Origin of the sequence: Streptomyces sp. OR43, assembly GCF_008042275.1 — a bacterium.
GTDB lineage: Bacteria > Actinomycetota > Actinomycetes > Streptomycetales > Streptomycetaceae > Streptomyces.
This window is the reverse complement of sequence record NZ_RDBK01000043.1, coordinates 1,755,561-1,780,230: the sequence shown is the minus strand read 5'-3', so window position 1 is coordinate 1,780,230 and position 24,670 is coordinate 1,755,561. Positions and strand designations below refer to the sequence as shown.

The window sequence follows — 24,670 nt, the reverse complement described above, 5'->3', positions numbered from 1 at the left end:
CTCTCCCTCGGCTGCGCCGGCCCGGCCACTACTGCCAGCCCGAGTCGTCTCCCGGCAGCACGGCCGGGTCCTCCGGGACGGAAGCGGAATGCATCGCGGGCACCGGCGCCTGCCAGCCCGAGTCGGCCTGGACCGCCCCCGGGTGCGCCGGCTGAGTGGCCGCCGCACCGCCCGCCACGGACACGACGGTGGCAATCGCTGCCGTGAAAAGCACCATTCGACGTGCGGTCATCGTTCTCTTCCCCCTGCGTCGTAAGCCCTCGTTCACTGCTCGAACCGTGATCGATTCTGGCCTCGGGCAAGGCGGATGAGAATGGGTTCAGGGGTGAGCAAAGCGGCCATGTCCGCAAGGGGACAAGGACTCAGTGGAAGGCGGGCATCAAGGGGACTTCCGCGCGGAGAAGGGACCACTCGCGCAGCCACGGCAGTGCGGCGGCCGCGGTTTCCCACAGAGTCCGCGCCGAGGACTCCGCATGCGCCAGTGTCCGGGACTCCAGGTAGACACCGAGGACCGGGGCCGGCTGTTCCGTGGCGTGTAAGGAGATATGACGGATCCCCATGTCCCCGGGAAGGACCCCGGCAATGGCCGCGGCCGTGCCGCCGGGGAGCCCCGCGCCGGACGGATGCGGCAGAAGATGAATATGAACGAGATAGACCATTTCTCTCACTCCGCGCTAATTAGTGGTTCATGTAGCATGCACTCTCGAGTGAGCCCACATGGACAGGTTCCCCGGGGGGGAGATTCCACTTGCTTTCTGAATTGGGTATTGATCCGACCGCTGAAGCCGTGTATAAGACCATGCTCGCCCACCCGGAAGCGGATGTCGCCGACTGGGCGACCATGCTCGGAATCACGGAGCACGCCGCACGTGAGGCGCTGGACCGGCTGAGCCGTCTCGCCCTGGTCCAGCAATCGACGGCCTACCGGACACACATACGTGCGGTGAATCCCCTTCTGGGCCTGGAAGCCCTGCTTGCACGGCAGCAGGCCGAACTGATGGCACACCAGCAGCATGTCGAATCCAGCCGTGCGGCCGTTGCGGACGCCATCGCCATGTACGGCCACAACTATGCTCCCGGGGCAGGCTCAGGATTCCGGTACATTTCAGGGATCGAGGCCATCAGGGAACAGCTCGAAATCATTAACAATCAGGTTCGGGAAGAGTTCCTGACGTTCGCCCCGGGTGGCGCGCAGACCCCGGAGAACACGGCATCCTCCCGCCCTCTCAATACGAGACTCCTCAGCCGAGGGGTGCGGATGCGCACCATATATCTCGACAGCATTCGACGCGATGCGCACACGGTAGCCCATGCCGAATGGCTGGTAAATCAGGGCGCTCACATCCGTACCACGCCCACGCTGCCCAACCGGCTCATCGTCATCGACCGGCGTACCGCCCTGATAGCGGCAGACAGCGAGAACACGGGAACGGGTGCGGTCCTGGTCGAGAATCCAGGAACGATCACGCTCCTGTGCACGCTTTTCGAGAGCGTGTGGCAGTCCGCGCAACCTCTCGGCGTACGTCCCGAGCCGTGCTCGGAATCCGGGCTCACCAAGCAGCAGACCGAAGTACTGCATTTGATGGCCCAGGGGCGTACCGATGAGGCGATCGCCCACCGCCTGGCGGTCTCGACCCGGACGGTACGCAGGACCGCGGCGAGCCTGCTCGCCCACCTGGGGGCGGAGAGCAGGTTCCAGGCCGGCGTCCGCGCCGTCCAAAGGCGCCTCCTGGCAGAGGACGCCGGCTGACGGACACCGACGGAGCCGTGCCCGGCCGGACACCGTGTGTCCGGCCGGGCACGGCTTTCTGCCGTCGTGTCCCGCGTCCGACCGCTCACGCCTTCCGCTTGAACACAGGCGTCCAACCGCTCACGCCTTCCGGTTGAACACACCGGCTTCCAACCGCTCAAGAATTCCGGTTGAACACACCGGCGTCCGGCCGTCCGTGGATTCCGCCCGGGCGGGGGGCAGGTTCGTGGGAATCGTATGCGTTGACTGAACACCTTCCTCCGTGTCAGCTTCTTCCTCGTCCAGCCCGCCTATCCCCGGACTCGGGGAAGAAAAGGAGACAGAGAATGTCTCAGCAGGTTGCCGAGTACACCGCCGAGCAGATCCTTGACGCGAACAAGGCTGCACACACCATGGAGGCGATGATCGGCCGTCTCAGCTACGACGAGAACTTCGCGAGCCGCCTGGCGAACAACCCCCGTGAGGCCCTCGACGGCGCGGGCATGCTGATGGAGAAGAACGCGATCGAGGTCCTGATGGCGACCGACCCGGAGCGCTTCGACAAGCTCTGCGAGGCGCTTTTCGACCTCGTCGACTCCGACTTCCTGCACCAGATGGTCGCGCCTTCCTGCGCGTGATCGGGATGGTCGCGCCTGCCAGGGCGTGATTCGGGAGTCACAGAAATTCTGCGCGTCATTTCGCGGTCATCGATGCGTAGGGTGAAAAACCCTTGCCGGGGATAGGTCGCATTCCCGCGGCCTATCCCCGCTGTTCACCTGACCATCCCTCGCAGAAAAGATTCCGGAGGACCGAAGATGGCCCGCGTCGCCCTCGTCAATCTGGCCAGTCTCCCCATGCCGGGCAATGAACCGATCTTCCCCATCGGCCTGCGGTGTGTGCAGGATGCCCTCGACCACGCGGGCCACGAGACCCGGCTGATCGACTTCGTCGAGAACCCCGCGGCCATCGAGGATCTGTCCTGGGTCACCGAACCGTGGGACGTCATCGGGTTCACGATCCGCAACATCGACCCCATCGACATGTCCTGCGACGGCCATGTCACGCATTACCAGGCCTTTCTCGGCCGGGTACGCCAGGCACTCGGCGACCGGACTCCCCTCCTGGTCGGTGGCGGACCGGGCTACAGCCTCTTCGCCGACCAGCTGATGGAACGGCTCGGGTTCGACGTCGGCGTCGTCGGCCCCGGTGAACAGAGCATGCTCGACATCCTGGCCGCCCCCGACCTCTACCGGGGCTCGCACCAGAACCTCACCGGCCGGCAGTACAACGCCTTCATGACGAAGGAACTCCAGCACCCACGGGCGCTGATGGAGACCTACACACAGTTCGACGAGGCCATGATCGGCGTGGAGACCCGGCGCAAGACCTGCTACCAGGGCTGCGTCTACTGCCCGTACGCCTACATCACCGGCGAGAACTCCGGCGATCTCAAGCCGTTGGAACTCCTCGCGGCCGAGCTCCGCGCCATCCACGCCTCCGGAATCCGCCGGGTGTTCTTCACCGACGGCATCTTCAACAGTGAACTCCGGTACGCCAAGGACGTCGTCCGGTTGCTCATCGAACTGAATCTGCCGGGACTGACCTGGTCCGCGTACTTCACTCCCAAGCCGTTCGACGACGAGTTCGCCGAACTGCTCTCGCTCAGCAATGTCGAATTCGTCGTCATCTCGCCCGACAGCCTCGACGACCGCGTCATGAAGCTGCTGGGCAAGACCTTCGGCACCCGCCATGTCGACCGGTGCCTCGAACGGTGCCGCCGGCACGGCATCCCCGCGCGGGTGAACGTCGTCTTCGGCGGCCCCGGCGAGGACCGCGAGAGCGTCCGCAACAGTGTCGAATACATCAACTCCCGCTTGGAGGACGGCGAGTTGGTCATGCATGTCGGATACCGGGTGCTGCCGCAAACCGGAATGGCCCGACAGCTCGGCATGGCGGACCGGGAGCTGGTGGACCCGACGTTCTACCCGTTCGATCCCGACCTGTTCTCCTGGATCATCAAGGACCTGGACAGCCGCTTCATGCCGGCCCGGGTGCTGATCAACTTCATGGCCACGCGCAGCGCCAGCAAGCGGATGACCAAGGTCCCGCTTCCCTCGGAGCTGCAGGACGCGGCGCCCACGGAGTTCCCCTACCTCGCGCTGAGCCGGCAACTGCCGCTCGTGTGATCGCCCCCTCATCTGTAGGTGAATGTTCATGACCACCGGCCGCGTACGCCGGCTGACACCGGCCGATGCCGACGAGATCCTCCGGATCGTCACGCTCGAAGGGCTCGACCCCACCGTGCTGACCCGGGAGCTGACCGGCGACGACTACCTCTGGATGGGGCTCGCCTCGCCCACCGGCGGGCTCGGCGCGGTGCACCGCGCCATGCGGTGGGGCAGCCGGCTCCTGCTCAAGGGCGTCTTCGTCGACGCATCCGTACGCGGCAGCGGCGCCGCCCTGGAGCTCGGCTTCGCGATGCGCGATCACGCACGCGACAGCGGGTACGCGGGCGTCGCCGCCTGGGTCGAACCGCACAAGCCGGAGGCAGCCCTCGCGCGCATGCTGCGGCTGCGGACCTCCGGCCCGCTGCTCCACCGGTTCGAGATCGCGGTCCCGGACAGCGCGGCCCACGTACCGCTGCCCGCCCATCGAGACCGCGTCCTCACCCTGCCGGGACGGGCACCGGCCACGCCGCTCGTGGCCGACGTGGTCGCCGATGACGACGAGCACGGGCCCGGCCACCGGTCCGCCGGCGCCCACTGGGTGCTGGACCGGCACCGCCTCGTACTGAGCGGATTCCCCGGGCACTCCGTCGCGGACCTCGGGGAACTGGTCGCGGCCGCCGCGCCGACGGCGCGGGCGCGGGGGGCCCGTTTCCTGGAGTTCCCCATGCCTGCGGCGGACCTCTCCGCCGCGCTCTGCCTGGCGGCGGCCAAGGCGCGGCGGCTGAGCCGTACCCCCGTCCGCCTGGGCCTCCTGCGTTTCGCACCCGACACCGTCACAGAAGGGGCTGCCCGGAGATGATGCCGCCGCACGAAGCACGCGCGCTGTGCCTGCTTCCCGACCGGGCAGCCGCCCTCGCCGGACTGCGGGACCGGAAGATCGGCGCGACCGCACTGCGCGAGCTGCTGGAGACGTCCGGGGAACGCCCGCGACAGGCCTGGTCCGGGACCGTGGAACTGCACGACGGCGAAGGCCGGCGTACGGACATGGCCGTCCGGGTCCCCCGCACCGCGGGCCGGCGCCCGGGTGTCCTCATCGTCCTGCACGGTGCCGGAGGCAGCGGGGAGCAGATACTCCCGCACTTCGCCGCACTCGGGGAGAGGCTCTGCCTGGCCGTCCTCTGCCCGACGGCGCAGTTCCCCGCCCGGCAGTCGCACAACCTCGATGTCGCGGGCCTCTTCGGCAGCCGGTTCCGGATGCCGCGCTGGGACCTCTCGGGCCCGGACTTCCTTCCGGCGGCGCTCCGGTGGGCACGGACCACGCTCGATGCCGACCCGGACCGGTGCGTCCTGGCCGGGGTCTCCATGGGCGGGCTGGCGACCTGGAACATGGGCATGCGGTTCCGGCACTCCTTCTCCGCCGCCGTCCCCGTCAACGGAGCCCTGTCGGTCTGGGAGTCCTTCGGCACCGACACGCGCACCAGGGCTCTGCTCCCCAACACCCTTCCGCTGCCCCTGTTCGTGGTGCACGGCAGCGCCGACGAACAGATCCCGGCACGGTTCGACCGTGAATCCGTCGACACCCTGCGCGCGCTGGGCCACGAGAACCTCCGGTACGAGGAGGTGGCCGGTGGCGGCCACGGCCTGGAGACGCTCGGTCTGGAGCCGGACAGTCCGCTCTTCACCCGCCTCGAACAATGGCTGGCCCGTACGCATCGCACCGCGCAGCCGGCCGAGATACGTCACCGGGCCGACGAGGACCGGCACGGCCGCGCTCACTGGGTGGAAGCCGGCGGCATCACGCCGGGCCGGGCCGCGGAGATCCACGCGGTGAGGACGTCCCCCGACCGCGTCGAGGTGGAGGTCAGCGGGGCCCGCCGGGTCACGCTGCATCTCCGCGGCGACCGCCTCGCTCCGGGAGATGTCTGCCGGATCACGGTCAACGGCACGGCCTCGCCGGTGCGGTTCGCCCCGGATCTTGCGACCGTCGTCGACTCCTACCGCGAGACGGCGGACCCCGGCCTCGTCGCCGAACAGATCGTGCACTGCGCCGTCCCCGAGTGCTGAACCGACCGACCGACAGGAAGAAGGTGCGACATGCTCACGCGATCCGAGATCCGCGGGTGTCTGACAGCCCGGGGCCCGGCCCAGGAAGAACTGTTCGCCGAGGCCAGGAGGCTCCGGGAAGAACACTTCGGACCGGCCGTCGTCCTGCGCGGCGTCATCGAGATCACCAATGTGTGCCGGGTGAACTGCGACTACTGCCCGATGCGACGCGACAACACCAGTGACAACGACCGCTACTTCATGACGAGCGACGACATCGTCGCCAGGGCGCGTGAGATCCGGAACGCGGGCATCGACATCATCCTCCTCCAGGGCGGCGAGACCCCGCGCAACCTCTCCGCGGTCGAGGAGGCCATGCCCCGGATCCGGGAACTCTTCGACGGGCGCGTGGAGATCCTGCTCAACCTCGGGAACATGCGCCGGGGACAGTACGAGCGTCTGAGGGAACTCGGCGGGACGAGCTACATCCTCAAGCACGAGACGAGCGACCCCCGGCTGCACGAGGCGCTGCGGCACGAATCGCTGGAGGAGCGCCTGCGCTGCATGCGGGACCTGCTGGATCTCGGCTTCCGGGTGGGCACCGGACTCATCTCCAGCCTGCCCGGCCAGAGTCTCGACAGCATCGTCGACGACATCGAGCTGGCGGCCTCGCTCGGCGTCCACATGTGCAGTGTGAGTCCCTTCGTRCCCGCCCCCAACACCCCCCTGCAACTCGCCCCCATCGGATCCAACGAGCTCGCGCTCAACGCGCTCGCCGCACTCCGGGTCCACCTCCCCTCCCTGCTCATCCCTTCGGTGAGCGCGCTGGAGAAGACCTCGCAGGGAGGCCAGTCCCGCGGCCTCGCCGCCGGTGCCAACGTCATGACGGTGAACTTCACCGGAGAGGCCGACCTCAACCGCTATCTGATCTACGGCAAGGACCGCTACGTCGTCCGCAAGCAGCACGTCCAGGAGCTGGTCGCCCAGGCCGGCCTGCGGACCAGGGGATCCGTCTTCCTGGACGCACCGGCCGCCATCGATGCGCTGAAGTACGCCTCGTGAGCACGTACTCCGTCACGTCCATGAACTTCGCGCGGTTCTGGTTCGGGCAGACGCTCTCCCAGTTCGGGGCACGTATCGGCACGCTCGCCATGTCCGTCACGGCGATCGAGCTCCTGCACGCGGACAGCCGCGAAGTGGGCCTCCTCGGTGCCGCGTCGACCGTCTGCTATCTCCTGATCGGGCTGCCCGCGGGAGCGTGGGTGGACCGGATGTTCAAACGCCGGACGATGATGTGGGCCGCTCTCGTCCGCGCGCTGGCCGTCCTCGTACTGCCCCTCCTGTGGTTCACGGGACAGCTGGGCATGGGGGCGCTGTACGCGGTGGCCCTGGTCGTCGGCGTGGTGACGGTCTTCTTCGACGTCGGCTACCAGTCCTACATCCCCGTCCTCGTACCGGAGGAGGACATCGCCCCGGCCAACGCGCGCCTTGAAGCGACGGCCCAGGTGTCCACCCTGGCCGGGCCCGCGCTGGCAGGGCTGCTGATGCGTGTCGTGAGCGCGCCCGTGGTGCTGCTCATGGACTCCCTCGCCTACTTCTTCAGCTTCCTCTGCCTGACCGCCACGAAGGACGGCGAGCAGAAGTCCGATCTGGCGCCCGGGGCCCGGGGCCGGCTGGCGGCCGACATCGGGGAGGGTCTGCGCTTCGTCCGGGACCAGCCGGTCATCAGGCGGCTCGCCGTCTCCATGGGCGTATCGAACTTCTTCGCCACGATGGTGGCCACCCTGGTCCCCGTCCTCGTCATGAGCACGCTCGGCTTCGACGCGTTCATGCTCGGGCTGATCATGACCTGCGGTGCCGTCGGCGGCGTACTGGGAGCCATGCTCGCCCCCCGCGCCCGGCAGCGGTTCAGCCTCGGCACGGTCATGGCGGCAGGGCTGCTCACCGCCGCGTTCTTCACCGCGGCCAGCCCGCTGGCGGTCCTGGCCGCCGACTCCGGCAAGGTCCTGGCCGGAGCGGTCCTGCTGGTCGGGGAGTTCGGGCTCACGGTCGGGGCGCTGCTCTACAACGTGACCCAGGTCAGCCTGCGGCAGAAGCTCTGCCCCAGGAACCTGCTCGGCCGGATGAACGCCTCCATCCGCTTCGTGGTGTGGGGCAGCATGCCGGTCGCCGCGATCGCGGCGGGCTGGCTGGGCACGGCGATCGGCGTCGTTCCCACGTTGTGGATCGGGGTGGTCGGAAGCGTCGTCACCGTCCTGCCGATCCTCACGATCGACAAGGTCCTCGCCGCGGGCGAGGAACGGCCCGTGGTGACGGAGGGCATGCGATGAGCAGCGGTCGTACGGAACTGGCCCGGCGCATCCTGTCCCAGGGCGTACGCGTCAACGGTGAGACCCTCGACGTGGCAGACTCCTCCTTCCACTCCCTCGTCGACCGTCTGGGCTCCGCCGGGGTGCGCCCCGGTGACGTGGTGGTGCTGGGCGGCCTCGCGGGACGGGACCTGGTGGCGGCCGCCGTGGCGGCCTGGCGGCTGGACGCGGTCCCGCTGCCGGTGCCGGGGACCGACGAGCCGGCCGGGCAGGCCACCCGTGGCGCCTGTCGCGTCACCGAGCAGCTGACCGTGGTCCCCCGGACCGGGGAGCAGGGCGAGCTCGGCCTGGCCACCACCGCGGTCCTGCACCTGAGTTCGGGCAGCACCGATCGCCCGAAGGCGGCCAGGCGCGGCGTGGCGAGCCTGCTCTGCGAGGCCGAGGGCTACCGCATCGGGCTCTCCCTGACGCCCGGCGACTGCGTCGCGGTGCCCGTTCCACTGGTGCACTCGTTCGGCTGGGGCGTCGCGATGAGCACGCTGCTCGCCGGCGGCGACATCGAGGTCACCCCCTTCGTCCGCGCGGGCACCCTGGCCCGCGGGCTCGATTCCGGCGAGGTGTCGGTCCTCGCCCTCACCCCGCCCCTGGCCCGGCTGCTGACCGGCACCCGCCGCCGGGGCGAGTGCCGGCCGCGTGCCGTGATGGCCGGGGCGGGCCGGATCGGTGACGAGCTCGACACCGCGTTCCGTGAACGGTTCGGCGTACCGCTCCTGCGCGGATACGGCTGCTCGGAGACCGGCGGGACCTTCTTCGGCGACCGCGGGATGGGCCGGCCGGTCTCCGGCGTCGACATCCTCCAGCCCCGTCCGGGGGCCCGCGGCGAGCTGGTCCTGCGACTGCCCGCACCGGTCGAGGGCTATCTCGGCGACCCCGCGCCGCCGACCCGGGAGTGGCGCAGCGGGGACATCGTCCGGCACGGCGCCGACGGCTCCGTGCATTTCGTGCAAAGGGTCCGCGGACCGCTCCGCCTCAACGGGAGATTCGTCCGTACGGACGGCATCACGAAATCCCTCCAGGCCGTCACCGGTGTACGGGATGTGTTCCTGCTCGTTCTTCCCCGCGCCGACAGCCCGGAGATCGAGGACTTCCACGCGGTGGTCGAGGGAAATCCGGCCGGGACGGATCTGATCGCGGCACTGGCCGGGAATTCCGACGGGTCACCTGTGCCGCGCGTCCTCGTATGCCGGGAAATGCCCCGCACCGTGGTGGGAAAGCCTGACCGGAATGCTCTGACCGACATGGTACGGAAGGGAATCGAGGCAGCATGAACTCTCCTGGTTCGCCCGGGCGCGACGCCTGTGACCGCCTGGTCGCCGACCTGGTCGTCGAGGCGCTGACCGAACGGGGCGTGTCCGCCCCCGATGCCGGTGAGCTGGTCGGGAACGCCGAACTGCGCTCCCTCGACCTCGCCCTGCTCGGCCTGAGCTCCCTCGACTGGACAGCCCTCGCCTCCAGGATCGAGGAGGCCAGCGGTACGGAGATACCCGACCAGGTCCTCGTACGGCCGGAGAGCCGTTGTGTGGCCGGGTGGGGCGAGGCCGTATTCGCCGCCCGGAACCTCGTGCCCGAGAAAACGAACGCGCAGGAAAAGAAAGGCTGGGACGCATGAGGGAGATTCAGCGCGGAAAGCGGTTCATCATCATCGATGACTTCCTGAGTGAGCCGGTTTTCTCCGCCGCCCGGGATCTGATGGACCGCGCGGCGTTCACCCGGCGCGAGAGCGTCATATCGGACGAGGACGGCCCTGCATTCCGCTCGAAGGGCGTGCGGTTCAAGGAGGAGCTCGGCTCCCTGGACGCCGGCGGCCGGCCGAAGGCGTACGAGGAACTGGGCCGTACGGTGCGCGCGTACAGCGACTTCTACGGCGAGGCGAGCACCGACTGGAACAGGATCGCCTTCGCGTTCTGGAAGTACCCGGCCGGCAGCCGGCTCGGCTGGCACAACGACGCGGGCCGTGGTCGCAGGGGCGAATTCATCCTGTTCCTCCACGACCGGTGGCGCCCGTCGTGGGGCGGCGAACTCAAGCTGATCGACGAGGACCCGCCGCCGCCGGACGCCGGTGACGACGTGGAGAGCGACCTGGTCCGGCGGATGGAGCGGCGGATCGACAGGAGCACGACCAGTCCGGTGGCCATCGTGCCCAGGCCGAACCGGCTCGTCCTGGTGAAGTCGGACACCGTCCACACCATCGGGCGGGTGGACCCGACCGCCGGCGACACCCTGCGCCGCTCGCTCACCGGCTTCGTGTCCCTGAGCCCCGAGCGCACGGCTGCCGTCGGAAGCGCCCGCGAGAAGCTCACGGCGATCCTCGCCGACTGACAGCGGTGCCGACCGCACCGTACCCGTACGAATGGAGGCCCCCATGCAGCCATGGATCACGCAGAGCCCCGCCTACCTGGAGCGGTGGATCGACGAACAGGAGATCGACCGGTCGTCCGTCGCACGCGTCATCGAGGGCCTGGACATCGCGGTCCGGGACGAGGTCGGCCTGCACACGACCGGTGGCCAGCAGCCGAACCTCTTCATCCCCGGCCTCACCGCGACGCCGTGGTGGGAGAACGACCGCTTCCCGTGGACGGCCGGCCTGGAGGCGGCGACGCCCGACATCATCGCCGAGTTCGAGGCGCTGGGCGGCCTGCGGGGCAAGCGGACCCTGAGCGGCAACCCCACCGAACTCGCCGACGAGGGCCGCTGGTCCGCGCACTACCTCTACTACACGGCGAAGGCGTACCCCAGGAACATCAAGGCCTGCCCGAAGACCGTGGCCGCCCTCGGGCCGATCCCCGGGGCGCTGGGCTGCGGAATGACGTACTTCTCGGTCCTCGATCCCCACACCCACATCGCGGCCCACACGGGCTACACGAACGCCCATCTGCGGTGCCATCTCGGCCTCGTCACCCCCGAGGGCCCCAGCATCCGGGTGGGCGACGAGTCGAGGCAGTGGGAGCAGGGCAGGACGTTCGTCTTCGACGACTCCTTCGAGCACGAGGTGTGGAACAGCACCGGCGCCGGACGCGCCGTGCTGCTCTTCGACCTCTGGCACCCCGATCTCAGCGAGGTCGAGGTGCGGGCCATCACGTACCTCATGGAGGTGTCCCGGAAGCTGATCTACCGCAGTTTCTGGTCCAAGGAGTTCGTGAGTGCCTGAAGGACCGGGCCCACCCCGCCCGGCATCGAAAAAGCCCTCTCCGAACCGCGTTTCCGCAGTTCGGAGAGGGCTTTCAGGTGGAGCCTAGGAGATTCGAACCCGAAATTGTTACCTTTCTGACCTGCGGAAACGCCGGAGAATCGGACATTAGGCTCTGTTTCCATCCTCCTGCGTACTGCTCTATCCGCCTAGATCGGGCTCCCGTGCTGACATGTCAGCACGACCCAGAGAGCATTGCTATAGCGAATAGAACCTCCCACCACTCGGGTGCCACCCATCCAGCACAAGGAGAGAAGCGCCTACCGACAGTCGCACGACCGGAGACATCGAGCTAAGACCGCTCTCTCCACCGAGGCGACCACTTACGTTCGCCCTGAACTATTGGCACCCATCCAGCGATGGCATCCGGAGCCGACAAAGCCATATTCAGGACCGCTGCACTCGGCTCCACAGGAGCAAGTCCCGATGTGATGATGAGCAGCACTCCACCTTGCCGTTTGCACAAGCGTTCCATGTCACGCGAGACCTCGGACGACCACTCCTCGAGGCCCAGCTTCACGGTCAGTTGCCCTCGAAGCACGGTCGCCGCCCCTGCGACGACGTTGAGCGCATGTCCGGCAGGCATCATTCCTTGGCGCTGATGGATGGCAGACGGCGCCATACGCCACTGCGCGTCCTCGCTCTGAACCAGCCCTACGGATTCCGCGCCCGCGTTCACCAGCAGGATCAATGGGCTCTTGTCGTCCAAGGTGATCTGAGGCGTGTGAGCCGCACTCGCCGTCCAGGTCAGACGAGGCTCCGACGAGCCGATGATCTTGAAGATGCCGACGCTACTGTCGCGACGAGTACCGTCGTTGTCAGTCCATTCGGGGTAGCGGCACATACCCAAGTGGTAGAGGCTGGCGGTGGCACCCCAAGGTTGCTCGAACACACGAAGCGCGGGCACCCCCGCTCCTAGCGAAAGCCCGCAGTACTGACAGTCAAGAGGCCACAACCCCTCCATTACGTCGGCCAGTTGCCCTTCCGCCAACTGCTCCTCGGTGCTCCTGCTAACTGCCAGGGCTTGGAGCCCGCCCCTATCGGCTTGCGCGCGGACAATCCGCCAGTCCGGCATCAACAAAGGTGTACGCTGTCGTGCTTTGCGGAACCATGACTCGGCGCTCGCCGCATCGCCCTCCCAGGCCAATACGGTGCCAAGCGTGATCATGGCATCAGGGTCACCCTCCTTAGCGGCGGCCAAGGCTCTTTCCCGTGCCTGAATCAGGTAGTAAGCCGCTGCCTCTTTCTGCTTCCGGTACGCAAGCCAGCCAGCAAATGACAGCGCCGCTGCGGACAAGCCTCGATCGGCCGCCTTCTGCAGCCAGGTCCCGCGATCGTCCAGCACCATGTATCGCTGCCGAAGCAAGTTGCCATACTTCACTGCACACTCATCATCGCCCTGCTCCGCGCCACGTTCCCAAAGCTCGGCGGCGGCTTCGTCCTCACCGTCTTGCGAAGCCAGATCACCGAGCAGCCGGAGTGCCTGCGTCCGGCCCGACTCGACTGCCTTCTCAAGCCACTCCTTGCCCTGACTGGAGTCGTCTGCGGCCACGAGGAGAGCACCGAGATGCAGCATGGCGGTTCCATCACCATGCGTAGCGGCTTCTCTCAGCCACCGCTCCCCAGCGCTCCGCTCCCCGCTCTCAATGAGTACGGCCGCAAGGTTCACCATCGCCGCAGTCTCGCCCGCTGCCGCCAGAGGCAGCAGCGCTTCTTTCGCGATGTCAGAGCGTTCCGCAGTCAGCGCCGCCCAGGCAACCAAGGACCGGCCTTGTCCCTCTGCAAGATCCAACGCCTTGCGCCATACCGACTCGTCCAGTTTTCCGGACGGCTCCTGTCCCTGGGTGGCTCCAGTGACCAGGTAGTCGAAGGGGCGCCACCCACCGCCCTCTGAGGGAACCAGCAAGCTTGTGATGCCGAGAGATTCACGAGTTGCCCACTCCCACGCTTCCTTGATGGGCTCGGGCCGCAACGCTGCGCCGCCGGCTCGCTGCAAACAGGCACCGTGCAGTTCCTCAATGGCACCAGCAGGCAAGGGGCCCGCAAGGCCGGTACGCGCGAGATCCACCGCAGCAGCCACCAGTGCCGCCCCTCGGGGATGACGGTCGCCACCTGCCTTCCACCTCTCCAGCAGCTGTGGACCAGCAGCGAGATACTCAGCGAGTCCGTACCCTTCACCCGCTTCAAGAGCCTGAATGACCCGCGGGTCCTTCGACCGCCCCGCTTCCACCCGCTCAGCTTCGGACCACGTACGTGGTACCTGTACATGGCGAGCCTGACGCAGAAGACGACCAGCCGCCCTTGAGCCGTACGTGGGCCCGCCCAGTGAAACCGCAGCACTGTCCAGCTGCAGCAGATCGTCGTACAGATGCGACCGCAGTGTGGCCACCACGACCACACCTCGCCGTTGAAGCTCCGCCAGCAGGCTCGCCGTAAGGCCTGCGCTATGCAGGTGCCCCTCCAGGTCATCGAGCCACACCAAGTGCCGCGCGCCAGTACGACAGGCCGCAGTCAGTCCGCTCAAGTCCGTGGCTGGCTCAGGACGGCAGACAAGCCAGTCCGGACAGACTCGCTGAACGGCTTCGAAGGCCGACCGGGTCTTGCCCGCTGCAGAAGGGCCGGTGAGCAGAACAAGGCCTCCGCTCTCAACCACCTCGGCAAGGTGACTCTGCAACTCGTTGTCGAAGTCTCGCGGAAGACAGTCCACCATCCTGGGGAATCCGGACACTTCCCGTACTCGGTGCACCCCAAAGTGGGCAGCTGAAGCTGCCGACACCTCTTCCCAATCGATCGTCCCGCCTATGGCCGTGGCAACGTTGACGGAATCGGTTACCTCGTGCAACGAACCGCCGGTCGCACTCCGTACCAAGGATTCGAGCGTCGGGTGTAATCCCGTATGGCGCTGTACGAGATCAACGAACACTTCGTCTTCCAACAGCAGACGAGCAGGCAAGACTTCTAGTCGGCCATGTCCCATCCCCCTGGGTCTTGGACGGCAACACCAATCACGTGGCCGTGCAGCATCGCAGCAGCTCCTGACATGCCCTGCCACGGCGAGCCGTCCGCTACCGGCCGCGGGGCGGAGTGCTCCCCATCAATAACGTAGCGTCCCCGTAATAGGGCCGAACCCGGCTTGAGCGTGCCGACAAACTGCTCCGTGTCCGGCCGGTTTTCCTGGCGCTGCACCCGAGGAAAGCCAAGAACTTCACATCCAGACCATGGGTTCATGTCTCCCGGCTCACCCCACCGAACGGCTTCAGGTCCGTCACCGACAAGGTCTGACTCCGCCAACAGCAGTGCAGCGTCACATCGTTCGCCATCGCCGCGCCACAGCACATAGCAGATACGGGACCCCAGCCCGCGTGGTACCGCGACACGCACAGGCTTGTCGCCCAACAAATGTGCTGCGGTCAGCACAAGCCTGGCCCCTAGCAGGAACCCGGTGCCCTGACTCTCACCCTCAACGATTGCGATGTTCAGCCGCGCAGAGGTTCCCATGAGTGCCCCCACCCCTACGGCAGCCGCTGCCCGTCATCGAACTCCGAAAGATCAGCGGCTTCGGGGTTGCCGATGACCCAGCTGCTCCCATCCACTGCGTTCTTCGGCGCAAGAGTGAGCGTGACCCGGTGCGACTTATGCTTACTCACAGCGGCACTGCTCTCGCCAGACACCACCCAGGCGCGAAAACCCGCCTTGGCCTGGGCATCCCTGCGCAGCTCAACGGAGAACTCCATGGTCAGTTCCCGTACATCAAAGAGAGGTGCCTGGCCACTGGCCGCTGTCGCGGCAGCAACCAACTGCTGCCGCAGAACGGCGACTGCCTGCGTGAGTTCGATCTCGGAAAACGGCTCGCTCATACTCTCCCCCACGCCACGATTCCCCGGATCCCAAACCCTACCTGCGGCCACCTCGGCAGCCGCCTTCTTTGCCGACTCCCATCGAGCTCACGAGCATTTCGTCCTACGGCTCACGGGAGAACCCGCTCCTCATCCGTGTGCCCCTCGCCGCAGCACGCAGACGTCCCAGGAGAACCGACGCAGTCGCGCCTGTTCGACGTGAGAGGCGGTGTCGCCATAGTCCACGTTGAGGTGGCGGCCGAGTACGACGATGGCCACGCAGCCCGCCCCGGCTGCCTTCAGCGCGGCGGATGCGGACTGGGCATGGTTGCCGGTGGTCCAGGTGTCATCGATGAGCAGAATGTTGTCGCCCCACAGGCCGGCTGAGGTGTATCGGGCGGGCGAGACTGCACGGCCAAGGGTCGCCGCTTCCGGGGCCGCCGTGAGCAGGTCTCGGTAGCGAGCACGAGTAGGGCCGACTATCTCGGCCGCCATGTCGCGTAACGGATGAGCACTACGCCCACTGGTGCTGGGAACAGTGGTGACGGTGTCGAAGTGTGGAACGGCGCAGCTGGCACTGATGCAGGCTTCATGTGCGGCGAGAAAGCGCCACAATACGGCTGCCAATCCCATGCGGAAGTACTGTTGCTGCGGGCCCTGGGCGTTCTTGTACCGCCATAGCTCGTTGGCGTATTGCTCCCTTTTGAGGGCCAGGCTGATCGGTACCACCGTGTCCGCTGCGCCGGTGCCGAGAACCTCGGCGGCCCGCTGACAGGGCCAACAGGTGGGGTATCCAGCGTTCGCCGGGCCTCGGCACGTCTGACATACGCCTGGACCAGCCGCCAAAGGGTGGACGAGGAAGTTGGCATACCTGGCGGACAGCCCAACGACGGATGCCACCCGCGGCCGCCCTCTACGCCCAGGTGAGCTCGCCCGTAACCGGGACGAGGGAGTCGAGTTCGGTGAAGACGTCGTCGGGGCCGTCGATGATGGTGGTGTTCGGCCGGGACGCGTACTCTCGCGCCCACTCGTGTGTCATAAGAGATCGCATGAGAAAGACTCTTCGGCCGTGCTCCAGCGCGAGTCGGGCCTGCATGCGGGCCCCGCTGCGGTAGGCAGCCTCCACAACGACAGTCGCCAGGCTGTAGCCACTCATCACCGCGTTGCGCATGGGGAATGACGCCTTCGAGGGAGGCGAATCCGGCCAGAACTGGGAAAGTAGCAGCCCCCGCTCGGCGATCTCCTGCTGCAGCCGGGCATTTTGCGCAGGGTAGGAACGTCGGAGACCGGTACCGATGACTCCTACGGTTCGGCCACCGACAGCAAGCGCGGTGCCGTGCGCTGCGGTGTCGATTCCCGCAGCCAGGCCGCTGACCACGGTGACACCACGCTCCGCAAGTCCGCCAGCGATTGCACGCGCGTGCGCGACGCCCTCCGGCGTCGGAGTACGGGTTCCCACCACAGCAACCCGCAGATCGTCCTCGACAGATGCACCGCGCAGAAAGAGGAAAGGCGGACGCTGGTGGACCAGCCGCAGATAGAGCGGGTAGTCCTCATCAAGGATGGTGACCAACCGCATGCCCTCACGTTCCCAGGCAGCGATTTCAGCAACGCCGGCTTCTAGGTCTGCGGGCGGCTGGGTATCGAAGAGAGAACCCTGCCCCGTGGTGTCGAGCACATCCTCAAGCACGGTGCGAGCGCTGCCTACAACTTCAACCTGGTCCGTGATCTCGGACCAGGAGCGACCCCCACGCCGCAGCAGCGCGACGAGCGCAGCTCGCTCCAGTTCCTGATCCATATCTGAAGTATAGAGAGAGTCGCGCCTCCGAAGAGGTACGTACGGGCAGACTCAACGCCGCTAACCACTCCTCCCCCCGACTCGGCACACCTCCGACGAAGTAGCACCGCCTGGGCTTAGGGGATCCGGCAGCAGAGCAAAACCCGCACCACAGCCCAGTAGGTCCAGCCCCGATACCTTCCTGACCTGCGATTTTGCTGCAGAACTGGGAACTCCCCGTTCACATCTTTTTTAGTCCGGCTCGATCGCAATACAAGCAGGTCAGGCAGGGCTGTTCTCAGGCTCGGGGCGGGGCGGCATGTACAGATCGAGGGTGTAGGTCCGCCCGCCGACCTGGGACGGCAGCCCCTCCCGTCAGCCCTTCTCCTCCCCCCAGGAACACTGCCCAGCTGAAACAGCAGAGGCTGCCCCCGGCGCGGGCTATCTCAAGGTTCATTCGGCCATGCATGAGGTGACGACCAGGTTCGTCCCCTCCAGTGGGCTCCCCACAGTCGTCTGAGCCCACTCCGTGAGTACTCCTGGCTCCGAAGCGACTCTGGACAACAACTGGGCGACGTCTTCGGCACTCGGAGTCCCGGGCAGCACGCACCGGAGGAGGTGTTCACCGGTGGCGCTGCTGTACTCCTCCTCGTCCTTCTCCTCAGGATCATCGGGCACCCACTGGCACACATCGACATGCCAAGCGTCCATGCCCTCACCACCAGGATCTGGGGCGGAGACCGTCAGGAAGTAGTGATCCACGTCGTACGGCTCAGCGAAGATCTCGGGGTACTCAAGCGAGAACATCCCGTCGTCCGCCTGCGCGGCCGACCACTGGTCGAAGGCGGTGACCAGCAGCCGCAAGTCCGAAACCGCCGCCTCCCGCTTCTCGCGGGTGATGCCTTCCTCAAGACGGTCCAACTCCTTCCGCGCTTCACGCGTCAGGAGGTGCATACCACCCTTGTACGGAACGAACGGGAACCCGGAATCCCAGGAACGCTGGTTCTCCTCAGGCACAGGGACTGCCTCTGAGTACTCGGCGAGCGCATCGCGCAGCTCACGTTCCTCTGTCTCCAGCTCCGCCTCGATCGCAATCCGGATCGGAGCGGGTGCGGCCGCAACAGCCGCGTCCAGATCGACCAGCGCCTGGTGAAGATCCCAGCAGACCCACTCGTACCAGAGGCTGTGCGCTCCGTTAAGGAGTCCAGCACGCGCCGCCCGGTCGTTGAGCGCTGTCAGATGCTCAGTGGGATAACGAGCCACCCGCCTACCCCGCTCGTCAAAGAGGCCCAAGGGGACTGTGGCAAGGGCGGAGATCCGATTGAGTGCCTCGACGATCGGTGCCGCAAGCTCTGCAGAACCGAGGCTCGTCACGGTGGACGACACGGCATCGTCCTCACGCCGGTAGACCGCCAGAATCTGCGTCTTCCCACGGTTCGCGTGTTGACAGTAGATAGTCATGCAGACGCCTTTCGGCCCCCGGAGCACTGACATCCCGGCGGCAACGGAAGAGAACAGGGAAAGAGGCGGTGGCGAAGGCGCGTTCCGACGCTCCATGCCTCGAAGAGATCAGCGGTGGTTCAGGTCCTGTCCCGAACTCCTTACTTCCAGCCAGGCTATCCACGCCACACCACCCCCGACAACCCCGAGGCAGCAGAAACCCACGCCCTGAAGAGCGCCGCGGAGTCTAGAAGAGCCATCGTCCACGATCCCTGACAAGCGGGCCTGCGCCCGGACTGTCATCGATCACCAAGCTTAGAGTCGCCAGCAGACGAAGCGTCCTACTCGCCTAGGAGCGCACCGCCTCGGCCGGCTGAGCATGATGACCACTATCAGGGCCGGACCGCAGTCGCCCGCCGGTCCTAGGAGATCAGCAAGAGAGCACAGACACTCCCGCGCCCCGGACAGCAGTCATCCGGAGCCAAACGTCAGCACAGCCGTGCTGACACGTCAGCACGGAATATCGGGACAAAAAGACCCCCCTGTCTGCATGTCTGCAGGTCAGAGGGGTCTCTTGATGTGGAGCCTAGGAGATTCGAACTCCTGACATCTGCCTTGCAAAGGCAGCGCTCTACCAACTGAGCTAAGGCCCCGAAAAGCAGGCAGCACCCGACGCTCCGCGCCGTGGGCCACCGCCGCAGACCAGAGTACCGGGTGACCCCCTGAAACCTCCAAAAAGATAGGGACTCCCGGTAGGCGACCACTCTCCGTAAGATGCACGACGAGGTTCGCAGCAGCGAAGCCGCAGCGAAGGGGAGACGCCATGGATGCAGCGCAGCAAGAGGCAACGGCCAGAGCCAGGGATCTTCAGCGCAGCTGGTACGGGGAGCCGCTGGGCGCGCTCTTCCGACGGCTGATAGATGACCTCGGTCTGAACCAGGCCCGGCTCGCCGCGGTGCTCGGACTGTCCGCCCCCATGCTCTCCCAGCTCATGAGCGGCCAGCGGGCGAAGATCGGCAATCCGGCGGTCGTCCAGCGGGTCCAGGCGCTCCAGGAACTGGCCAGTCAGGTGGCGGACGGCAGCGTCAGCGCGGGAGAGGCGACCGACCGCATGGAAGAGATCAAGAAGTCCCAGGGGGGTTCCGTGCTCACCGGCACCGGCCAGACCACGACGACCGGCGGCGCTCCCACCGTGCGCCGCGTGGTCCGCGAGATCCAGTCGCTGCTGCGGTCCGTCGCGGCGGCCGGTGAGATCATCGATGCCGCCGACTCCCTCGCCCCGGCCCACCCGGAACTGGCAGAGTTCCTCCGGGTGTACGGCGCAGGGCGCACCGCCGAAGCGGTGGCGCACTACGAGGGCCACCAGAGCTAGACGGCCGGACAGGACCGGGCACCCGCCCGGCAACCGGAGCATCCGGGTCCGGGCGCGGGAACAGGGACGGGCACGGGCCGACACAGGAACGGGGAGCGGGCGCAGCGCAATGGGTGAGGTCTTCGCTGGTCGGTACGAACTGATCGATCCGATCGGACGTGGTGGGGTCGGTGCTGTCTGGCGTGCCTGGGATCACCGGCGCCGCCGTTACGTGGCGGCCAAGGTCCTCCAGCAGAGCGACGCGCACACGCTGCTGCGCTTCGTCCGCGAGCAGGCGCTGCGCATCGAGCACCCGCATGTGCTCGCCCCGGCGAGCTGGGCCGCCGACGACGACAAGGTCCTGTTCACCATGGACCTGGTCAGCGGCGGTTCGCTGGCCCATGTCATCGGTGACTACGGCCCGTTGCCCCCGAGGTTCGTCTGCACGCTGCTCGACCAGTTGCTGTCGGGTCTCTCGACGGTGCACGCCGAGGGCGTCGTGCACCGGGACATCAAGCCGGCGAACATCCTGATGGAGGCCACCGGCACCGGCCGGCCGCATCTGCGGCTGTCCGACTTCGGGATCTCCATGCGCAAGGGCGAGCCCCGCCTGACCGAGACGAACTACGTGGTGGGGACGCCGGGTTACTTCGCACCCGAGCAGATGATGGGCGCCGAGCCCGACTTCCCCGCGGACCTCTTCGCGGTCGGTCTCGTCGCCCTGTATCTGCTCCAGGGCCAGAAGCCCGACTCCCAGGCGCTCGTGGAGCACTTCGCCTCGTACGGGACGCCCAGCGCGCCGCAGGGCATCCCCGAACCGCTGTGGCAGGTCCTCGCGGGGCTGCTGCAGCCGGACCCGCAGGCCCGGTTCCGTACCGCCACGGGCGCCCGCAAGGCCCTGACGGCCGCCGTCGAGATGCTGCCCGAGCCAGGGACCGACGACGAGCCGGTGGAGGTCTTCGACCAGATCGGCCCGCTGCCCGCCGGATTCGGCCCGGCAGGGCCGGTAACGGACCAGCAGGCCGCGGAGGCCGGAGCGCCGGCGGGCAGCGGGCCGATCTGGTCGAAGACCTCCACCGGCTCGTCGTCGGTCCCTGGCTCGGGCAGCATCTCGACGGCGGCCGTCAGGGCCTTGCGGGCGCCCGTGGCGTGTGGACCCTGCTCGCACGGCGTCGACCCTGCTCGCACGGCGTCGCGCGGCCACCACTGACGCCGGCGCCGGTCACGCAGGCCCCCACCTCCGCGGTGCGGCACGAACAGCCGCTCACCCGCGCCTACACCGCCCAGCACCCGCAGGCGCCCGCGGCGCACCGCCCGCCCGCCCCGGCGCCCGTCCCGCAGGCGCCGCGAACGCGTCCGGGACCGCCCCCGAAGGTGGCGGTCCCGGTCCTGCTGGTGGCGCTGATCTGCTTCGCCGTGGGCATCTGGGCACTGACCCAGGCCTGAACTACCAGGCCTGCGGCGGGCTTCCGTACGGAGCCTGACCGGCGCCGGCGTCAGTGGTGGCCGCGCGACGCCGTGCGAGCAGGGTCCACACGCCCAGCGCGAGAACCAGCACGGCACCCGCGCCGATGCCGGCAGCGCCGACGAGCTTCATGGTGTCGCTCTCGCTCTCGGCCGCCTGGGGACCGCTCTTCCCGCTCTTGGCCAGGTCCTTGTCCTTGTCCGTGACCGCGAAGATCCCTGCGTCGCCCTCGTACGGAGACCCTTCGGCCTTGCCCTCGACCTTGACGGACAGCGTCAGCGGGAACGGCTTGGTGCCGTAGGCCTCGGCGACCTCCGGGCTCAGCGTGACGGACAGGTAGTACCAGCCCGCGAAGCGCATGGCGCTGACGCTGCTGCTCGCGTCGAACCTGTTCCGGTACGCGACCGGAGGCACCGGGTCCAGGGAGACGGAGGCCGGCTTGCCCGAGTACGCCATGGGCGACGCGTTGTCGACATGGCCCTGGGCGGGGTTGTCGAGGGCCATCGCGAGCGCGCCGCTGATGTACTCGTCGGAGGCGGTGCTGTTGCCGAGGCCCGCCGTGGCGAAGATCTGCTGGCCCCAGTCCACCGGAACCCGGTAGAAGAGGGTCTGCCCGGGCGTGATCTCGTCCTTCCACTCGCCCGTCTCCAGGCTGGTGGCGTCGTAGTAACCGGTTCCGCCCTGCCTGCGGTTGTCGGTGGCCGGTGTGGGCGGCGCGGGTGACGCGGACGGCCAGTCCTCCGGTGCCTCGGTCGGCATCGCGGCGTCGTCGGCGAGTTCGGGCTCCGTCGCGTACCGCAGCTCCAGCTCCCAGTCCTCCGGCCCCGAGGTGGCCTTGCTCTCCCGCTCGACGAGGACGTTGTACGTACCGGGGCCCTGGCAGATGCTGCTGTCCTTCTCCACGACCCGGTAGGCGTACGCGGCGATCGGACGCGGATACTCCGCGGACTCGAACCGGGCGTCCTCGGAGCTGCACCGGAGATCCGAGGAGTCCCTGACGCTCACCGTGATGCCGTCCCCGTAGGCGACCTTGCCGCCGCTTGCGGGTACGGCGACGGCGGAGACGTACGCGTTCGTCGTCGCGTCCAGGTTCAGCCGGTAGTACAGCTTCTCGCCGGCCTTGATCGAGCTCTTGTAGACCGAGCCCGCCTCGAGGGCCTTCGCGTCGGTGTTCACCACCGCGCCGGCCACCGCCTCGGCACCCGGATCGAAGGTGTACGCAGCCGTCTCACCGTCCGCCCACGCCGGTCCCGGCAGCGCCGCCACCGCGCACATCGCCGCGACCGCGGCCAGCGTCACCCGGCCCCTGCTGCGCTGCCTCATCACGCGCTTCCCCTCGTCGTCCGTGCGGCTGACCCGCGGCGGCTGCGTACATATACGAACACGGCGACCAGCGCGGCCATGACGGCAGCCCCGGCAGCAGCCGCGATGCCGGTCCATCCTGCCCCTCCCGCACCACCGCTGTCTGCGGACGCGGTCGAATCGCCCGCCTTGTCCTCCTTGACCGCGGGGGCGCCGTGCTCCGGGCCGGCCCGTTCGTCGCCGAGCACCGACACCCGCAGCACCATGCCGATCCGCGGGTTCTCCGCGATCTCGGCGGCCCGCGCGCCCAGCGTCACCGCGAGGTAGAAACCCCCCTCGGCGTGCACCGGCCACACATCGGTCCGGTCCTCGTAGCGATTGGTCCAGGCGACCGGCACCCCGCCCATCGCCACCGCGGCAGGGCGGCCGTTGTACATCGCGCGCGGGTGGAACTCGCCACCGCCGGTGAGCGGGTGGCGGGCCGGCGTGTACAGCTCGGTCGCGCCGTACGAATACGTGGCCGTGCCGCCGTCCACCGTGGGCTCGTTGGCGAACTCCACGTCGTAGCGCACCTGTTGGCCCCAGCCCGCCGGAACCCTGTACCAGAGCGTCTGGGACGGCAGGATCCGGTCGCGCCACACGCCCTCGCCGATCGTCTCGGCGTCGTTGAAACCGGTGCCGCCCCGTACGTCCCGGGGATCGCCCGCGGGCAGGACGGCCTCCTTGCCGCCCCGGCCGTACTCCGGCTGCGACCGGGCGGCTGTCACACCCTTCGCCGGCGGCGCCTCGACCCCGTACACGAGCTCCAGGGGCCAACGCGCCGCGTCGGAGCCCTGCTTGCTCTCGCGCTCCACCACCAGCCGGTAGCGGCCGGCCCGGTCGCAGGTGCGGGTGCCCTCCGCCGAACGGATCCGGGCGACCGCCGAAGTCAGCGGGACCGCACCCTCCTTCTGCAGGAAGCGCGCGGTGTGCGTCCCGCAGGAGCCGTGCTCGTCGTACTCGATCCTGGTGCTCAACGCGTCGAACGTGTCCACGGCCGCGCCGGGCTGCGGCACCGCCGTCGCCGCGAAGTCCGCCGTGGACACGGCGTCCAGGTCGACCGCGTAGTACCGCTTCTCACCCGGCCCGATGGTGTCCAGATACTGCCCGGGCCCGAGCGCGGGGGCCCGGTCGGCGGTGGCCGCGCCCGTCACCCGCTCGCCCCGCAGGCGGTAGCCGTCGGCGGCGAGCCGGGAGGCGCGCTGGAGCTGACGGGCCAGCGCCTCGGCGTCCGGCGCGTCGTAGTAGCGGCCGTTGCCCGCGTGGGCGATGCACTCCAGCTCCTTGCGGGCCGCGCCCTTCACCTGGAAGCCGACGGTGTCGATGCGCAGCCCGACGCCCTCCTTGCCGAGTTGCTCGGCGACCTCGCACGGCGGCGGCGTACCGCAGTTGTCCTCACCGTCGGAGATCAGCAGGATCGTGCGCGTGCCGATGGAGCCGTCCGTGGGTCGCGGCAGGTCCTGCGCCGCCTTCCGGAGCGACAGGCCGATGGGGGTGTCCCCCCGGGGCCGTACCGCCGCCACGGCCTGCTTCGTCGCGGCCCGGTCGAGGGGGCGCACCGGGCGTACGAGCCGGGTGTCCGTGCAGCCCTGCGGCCGGTCGGCGCCGTACACGCGCAGCCCCGTCGGATAGCCGTCGGGCAGCCCGTCCACGACCGTGCCGACGGCGGTCCGGGCGCTCTCCATCCGGGTGTGCCCCGTACCGTCGTCGTCCGCCATGGAGCCGGACGAGTCGAGCACCATGACCAGGCTGCCGCTCCCGTCGGACCGGGCCGCGGCCGGTGCGTCAGGGGCGGCCGGCGGGTCCGCCAGGGCCGGCAGCGCGCCTGCCACCAGGGCGAACAGCGCCCCGCCGATCAATGTCCCCACCCGCGCGGTGCGGTGGTGAATGCGTGCGGTCACCCGTGCCCCCTCGACCCGAACCCCGGTTCCTTTGCTCAAGCAAGTTATTGATTTGCTTAAGGG

22 protein-coding genes, 1 tRNA gene and 1 pseudogene are annotated in these 24,670 nt (G+C 68.1%); 13 read left to right on the top strand and 11 right to left on the bottom strand.

The annotated features are described in order from the left end of the window. Positions 1 to 28: 28 nt before the first annotated feature. Positions 29 to 232 carry a hypothetical protein gene (locus EAO72_RS42215; protein WP_187285228.1) on the bottom strand — a complete coding sequence of 68 codons (204 nt, stop codon included), beginning with the start codon at positions 230 to 232 and terminating at the stop codon, positions 29 to 31. A gap of 130 nt (positions 233 to 362) precedes the next feature. Further along, entirely contained in the window at positions 363 to 659 is a 297-nt protein-coding gene (locus EAO72_RS26755) for a hypothetical protein (protein ID WP_148019754.1), read from the bottom strand. 89 nt (positions 660 to 748) lie between these two features. On the opposite strand from EAO72_RS26755, the gene EAO72_RS26750 reads away from it, so the two are divergent. The 11 genes from EAO72_RS26750 to EAO72_RS26700 all read left to right on the top strand — a co-directional run bounded on the left by EAO72_RS26750 (position 749) and on the right by EAO72_RS26700 (position 11,457). Next, on the top strand, positions 749 to 1,750 hold the full coding sequence (locus tag EAO72_RS26750) for a helix-turn-helix transcriptional regulator (RefSeq protein ID WP_148019753.1): 1,002 nt from the start codon (positions 749 to 751) through the stop codon (positions 1,748 to 1,750). Positions 1,751 to 2,076: 326 nt separating this feature from the next. Next, positions 2,077 to 2,367 carry a hypothetical protein gene (locus EAO72_RS26745; RefSeq protein WP_148019752.1) on the top strand — a complete coding sequence of 97 codons (291 nt, stop codon included), beginning with the start codon at positions 2,077 to 2,079 and terminating at the stop codon, positions 2,365 to 2,367. A 177-nt stretch (positions 2,368 to 2,544) separates the two neighbouring features. Next, a complete protein-coding gene (locus tag EAO72_RS26740; RefSeq protein ID WP_148019751.1) occupies positions 2,545 to 3,915 on the top strand; it encodes a B12-binding domain-containing radical SAM protein in 1,371 nt (456 codons plus the stop codon). A gap of 28 nt (positions 3,916 to 3,943) precedes the next feature. Then, positions 3,944 to 4,756, top strand: a complete 813-nt coding sequence (locus EAO72_RS26735) for a hypothetical protein (protein WP_148019750.1) — start codon at positions 3,944 to 3,946, stop codon at positions 4,754 to 4,756. Then, positions 4,753 to 5,961, top strand: coding sequence for an alpha/beta hydrolase (locus EAO72_RS26730; RefSeq protein WP_148019749.1), 1,209 nt, complete (start codon positions 4,753 to 4,755; stop codon positions 5,959 to 5,961). Before EAO72_RS26735 ends, EAO72_RS26730 begins: the two co-directional genes overlap by 4 nt. 30 nt (positions 5,962 to 5,991) lie before the next feature. After that, on the top strand, positions 5,992 to 7,002 hold the full coding sequence (locus tag EAO72_RS26725) for a biotin synthase BioB (RefSeq protein ID WP_148019748.1): 1,011 nt from the start codon (positions 5,992 to 5,994) through the stop codon (positions 7,000 to 7,002). After that, a complete protein-coding gene (locus EAO72_RS26720) occupies positions 6,999 to 8,270 on the top strand; it encodes an MFS transporter (RefSeq protein ID WP_148019747.1) in 1,272 nt (423 codons plus the stop codon). Before EAO72_RS26725 ends, EAO72_RS26720 begins: the two co-directional genes overlap by 4 nt. Continuing rightward, complete coding sequence (locus tag EAO72_RS26715; RefSeq protein ID WP_148019746.1) at positions 8,267 to 9,577, top strand: class I adenylate-forming enzyme family protein; 1,311 nt, start codon at positions 8,267 to 8,269, stop codon at positions 9,575 to 9,577. The genes EAO72_RS26720 and EAO72_RS26715 overlap by 4 nt, the downstream gene beginning before the upstream one ends. Further along, positions 9,574 to 9,918 carry an acyl carrier protein gene (locus tag EAO72_RS26710; protein ID WP_148019745.1) on the top strand — a complete coding sequence of 115 codons (345 nt, stop codon included), beginning with the start codon at positions 9,574 to 9,576 and terminating at the stop codon, positions 9,916 to 9,918. Before EAO72_RS26715 ends, EAO72_RS26710 begins: the two co-directional genes overlap by 4 nt. Continuing rightward, positions 9,915 to 10,628: a 2OG-Fe(II) oxygenase gene (locus EAO72_RS26705; RefSeq protein WP_148019744.1), complete on the top strand. Its 714-nt coding sequence runs from the start codon at positions 9,915 to 9,917 to the stop codon at positions 10,626 to 10,628. The genes EAO72_RS26710 and EAO72_RS26705 overlap by 4 nt, the downstream gene beginning before the upstream one ends. Positions 10,629 to 10,671: 43 nt before the next feature. Next, the gene (locus EAO72_RS26700) at positions 10,672 to 11,457 is read left to right on the top strand and encodes an aspartyl/asparaginyl beta-hydroxylase domain-containing protein (RefSeq protein WP_187285227.1); all 786 of its coding nucleotides are present in this window, start codon (positions 10,672 to 10,674) and stop codon (positions 11,455 to 11,457) included. Positions 11,458 to 11,788: 331 nt separating this feature from the next. Here EAO72_RS26700 and EAO72_RS26695 read toward each other — a convergent pair whose 3' ends face one another. From EAO72_RS26695 to EAO72_RS26665, 7 genes are all read right to left on the bottom strand, one after another. Continuing rightward, positions 11,789 to 14,473, bottom strand: a complete 2,685-nt coding sequence (locus EAO72_RS26695) for a tetratricopeptide repeat protein (RefSeq protein WP_148019742.1) — start codon at positions 14,471 to 14,473, stop codon at positions 11,789 to 11,791. Further along, positions 14,455 to 14,994 carry a trypsin-like peptidase domain-containing protein gene (locus tag EAO72_RS44145; RefSeq protein WP_148019741.1) on the bottom strand — a complete coding sequence of 180 codons (540 nt, stop codon included), beginning with the start codon at positions 14,992 to 14,994 and terminating at the stop codon, positions 14,455 to 14,457. The genes EAO72_RS26695 and EAO72_RS44145 overlap by 19 nt, the downstream gene beginning before the upstream one ends. A gap of 14 nt (positions 14,995 to 15,008) precedes the next feature. Next, positions 15,009 to 15,353 carry a trypco2 family protein gene (locus tag EAO72_RS26685; protein WP_148019740.1) on the bottom strand — a complete coding sequence of 115 codons (345 nt, stop codon included), beginning with the start codon at positions 15,351 to 15,353 and terminating at the stop codon, positions 15,009 to 15,011. A gap of 129 nt (positions 15,354 to 15,482) precedes the next feature. After that, the gene (locus EAO72_RS26680; RefSeq protein ID WP_261991647.1) at positions 15,483 to 16,061 is read right to left on the bottom strand and encodes a hypothetical protein; all 579 of its coding nucleotides are present in this window, start codon (positions 16,059 to 16,061) and stop codon (positions 15,483 to 15,485) included. Between the two features lie 184 nt (positions 16,062 to 16,245). Next, on the bottom strand, positions 16,246 to 17,130 hold the full coding sequence (locus EAO72_RS26675) for a DNA-processing protein DprA (RefSeq protein ID WP_148019738.1): 885 nt from the start codon (positions 17,128 to 17,130) through the stop codon (positions 16,246 to 16,248). A 432-nt stretch (positions 17,131 to 17,562) separates the two neighbouring features. Further along, entirely contained in the window at positions 17,563 to 18,570 is a 1,008-nt protein-coding gene (locus EAO72_RS26670) for a hypothetical protein (RefSeq protein ID WP_148019737.1), read from the bottom strand. A 559-nt stretch (positions 18,571 to 19,129) separates the two neighbouring features. Further along, positions 19,130 to 19,202, bottom strand: a tRNA-Ala gene (locus tag EAO72_RS26665). A 170-nt stretch (positions 19,203 to 19,372) separates the two neighbouring features. On the opposite strand from EAO72_RS26665, the gene EAO72_RS26660 reads away from it, so the two are divergent. After that, entirely contained in the window at positions 19,373 to 19,921 is a 549-nt protein-coding gene (locus tag EAO72_RS26660; RefSeq protein WP_148019736.1) for a helix-turn-helix domain-containing protein, read from the top strand. 109 nt (positions 19,922 to 20,030) lie between these two features. Continuing rightward, a pseudogene (locus tag EAO72_RS26655) lies at positions 20,031 to 21,346 on the top strand (serine/threonine-protein kinase). 1 nt (position 21,347) lies between these two features. Here EAO72_RS26655 and EAO72_RS26650 read toward each other — a convergent pair. Beyond that, the gene (locus tag EAO72_RS26650) at positions 21,348 to 22,688 is read right to left on the bottom strand and encodes a hypothetical protein (RefSeq protein WP_187285226.1); all 1,341 of its coding nucleotides are present in this window, start codon (positions 22,686 to 22,688) and stop codon (positions 21,348 to 21,350) included. Beyond that, complete coding sequence (locus tag EAO72_RS26645) at positions 22,688 to 24,607, bottom strand: vWA domain-containing protein (protein WP_410090503.1); 1,920 nt, start codon at positions 24,605 to 24,607, stop codon at positions 22,688 to 22,690. The genes EAO72_RS26650 and EAO72_RS26645 overlap by 1 nt, the downstream gene beginning before the upstream one ends. Positions 24,608 to 24,670 lie beyond the last annotated feature (63 nt).

Excerpts from the sequence above, each read along its gene's own strand:
- EAO72_RS42215 (WP_187285228.1), bottom strand. The coding sequence starts at position 232 with ATGACCGCACGTCGAATGGTGCTTTTCACGGCAGCGATTGCCACCGTC.
- EAO72_RS26755 (WP_148019754.1), bottom strand. The coding sequence starts at position 659 with ATGGTCTATCTCGTTCATATTCATCTTCTGCCGCATCCGTCCGGCGCG.
- EAO72_RS26745 (WP_148019752.1), top strand. The coding sequence starts at position 2,077 with ATGTCTCAGCAGGTTGCCGAGTACACCGCCGAGCAGATCCTTGACGCG.
- EAO72_RS26740 (WP_148019751.1), top strand. The coding sequence starts at position 2,545 with ATGGCCCGCGTCGCCCTCGTCAATCTGGCCAGTCTCCCCATGCCGGGC.
- EAO72_RS26735 (WP_148019750.1), top strand. The coding sequence starts at position 3,944 with ATGACCACCGGCCGCGTACGCCGGCTGACACCGGCCGATGCCGACGAG.
- EAO72_RS26730 (WP_148019749.1), top strand. The coding sequence starts at position 4,753 with ATGATGCCGCCGCACGAAGCACGCGCGCTGTGCCTGCTTCCCGACCGG.
- EAO72_RS26715 (WP_148019746.1), top strand. The coding sequence starts at position 8,267 with ATGAGCAGCGGTCGTACGGAACTGGCCCGGCGCATCCTGTCCCAGGGC.
- EAO72_RS26710 (WP_148019745.1), top strand. The coding sequence starts at position 9,574 with ATGAACTCTCCTGGTTCGCCCGGGCGCGACGCCTGTGACCGCCTGGTC.
- EAO72_RS26705 (WP_148019744.1), top strand. The coding sequence starts at position 9,915 with ATGAGGGAGATTCAGCGCGGAAAGCGGTTCATCATCATCGATGACTTC.
- EAO72_RS26700 (WP_187285227.1), top strand. The coding sequence starts at position 10,672 with ATGCAGCCATGGATCACGCAGAGCCCCGCCTACCTGGAGCGGTGGATC.
- EAO72_RS26695 (WP_148019742.1), bottom strand. The coding sequence starts at position 14,473 with ATGGGACATGGCCGACTAGAAGTCTTGCCTGCTCGTCTGCTGTTGGAA.
- EAO72_RS44145 (WP_148019741.1), bottom strand. The coding sequence starts at position 14,994 with ATGGGAACCTCTGCGCGGCTGAACATCGCAATCGTTGAGGGTGAGAGT.
- EAO72_RS26685 (WP_148019740.1), bottom strand. The coding sequence starts at position 15,353 with ATGAGCGAGCCGTTTTCCGAGATCGAACTCACGCAGGCAGTCGCCGTT.
- EAO72_RS26675 (WP_148019738.1), bottom strand. The coding sequence starts at position 17,130 with ATGGATCAGGAACTGGAGCGAGCTGCGCTCGTCGCGCTGCTGCGGCGT.
- EAO72_RS26670 (WP_148019737.1), bottom strand. The coding sequence starts at position 18,570 with ATGACTATCTACTGTCAACACGCGAACCGTGGGAAGACGCAGATTCTG.
- EAO72_RS26660 (WP_148019736.1), top strand. The coding sequence starts at position 19,373 with ATGGATGCAGCGCAGCAAGAGGCAACGGCCAGAGCCAGGGATCTTCAG.
- EAO72_RS26650 (WP_187285226.1), bottom strand. The coding sequence starts at position 22,688 with ATGAGGCAGCGCAGCAGGGGCCGGGTGACGCTGGCCGCGGTCGCGGCG.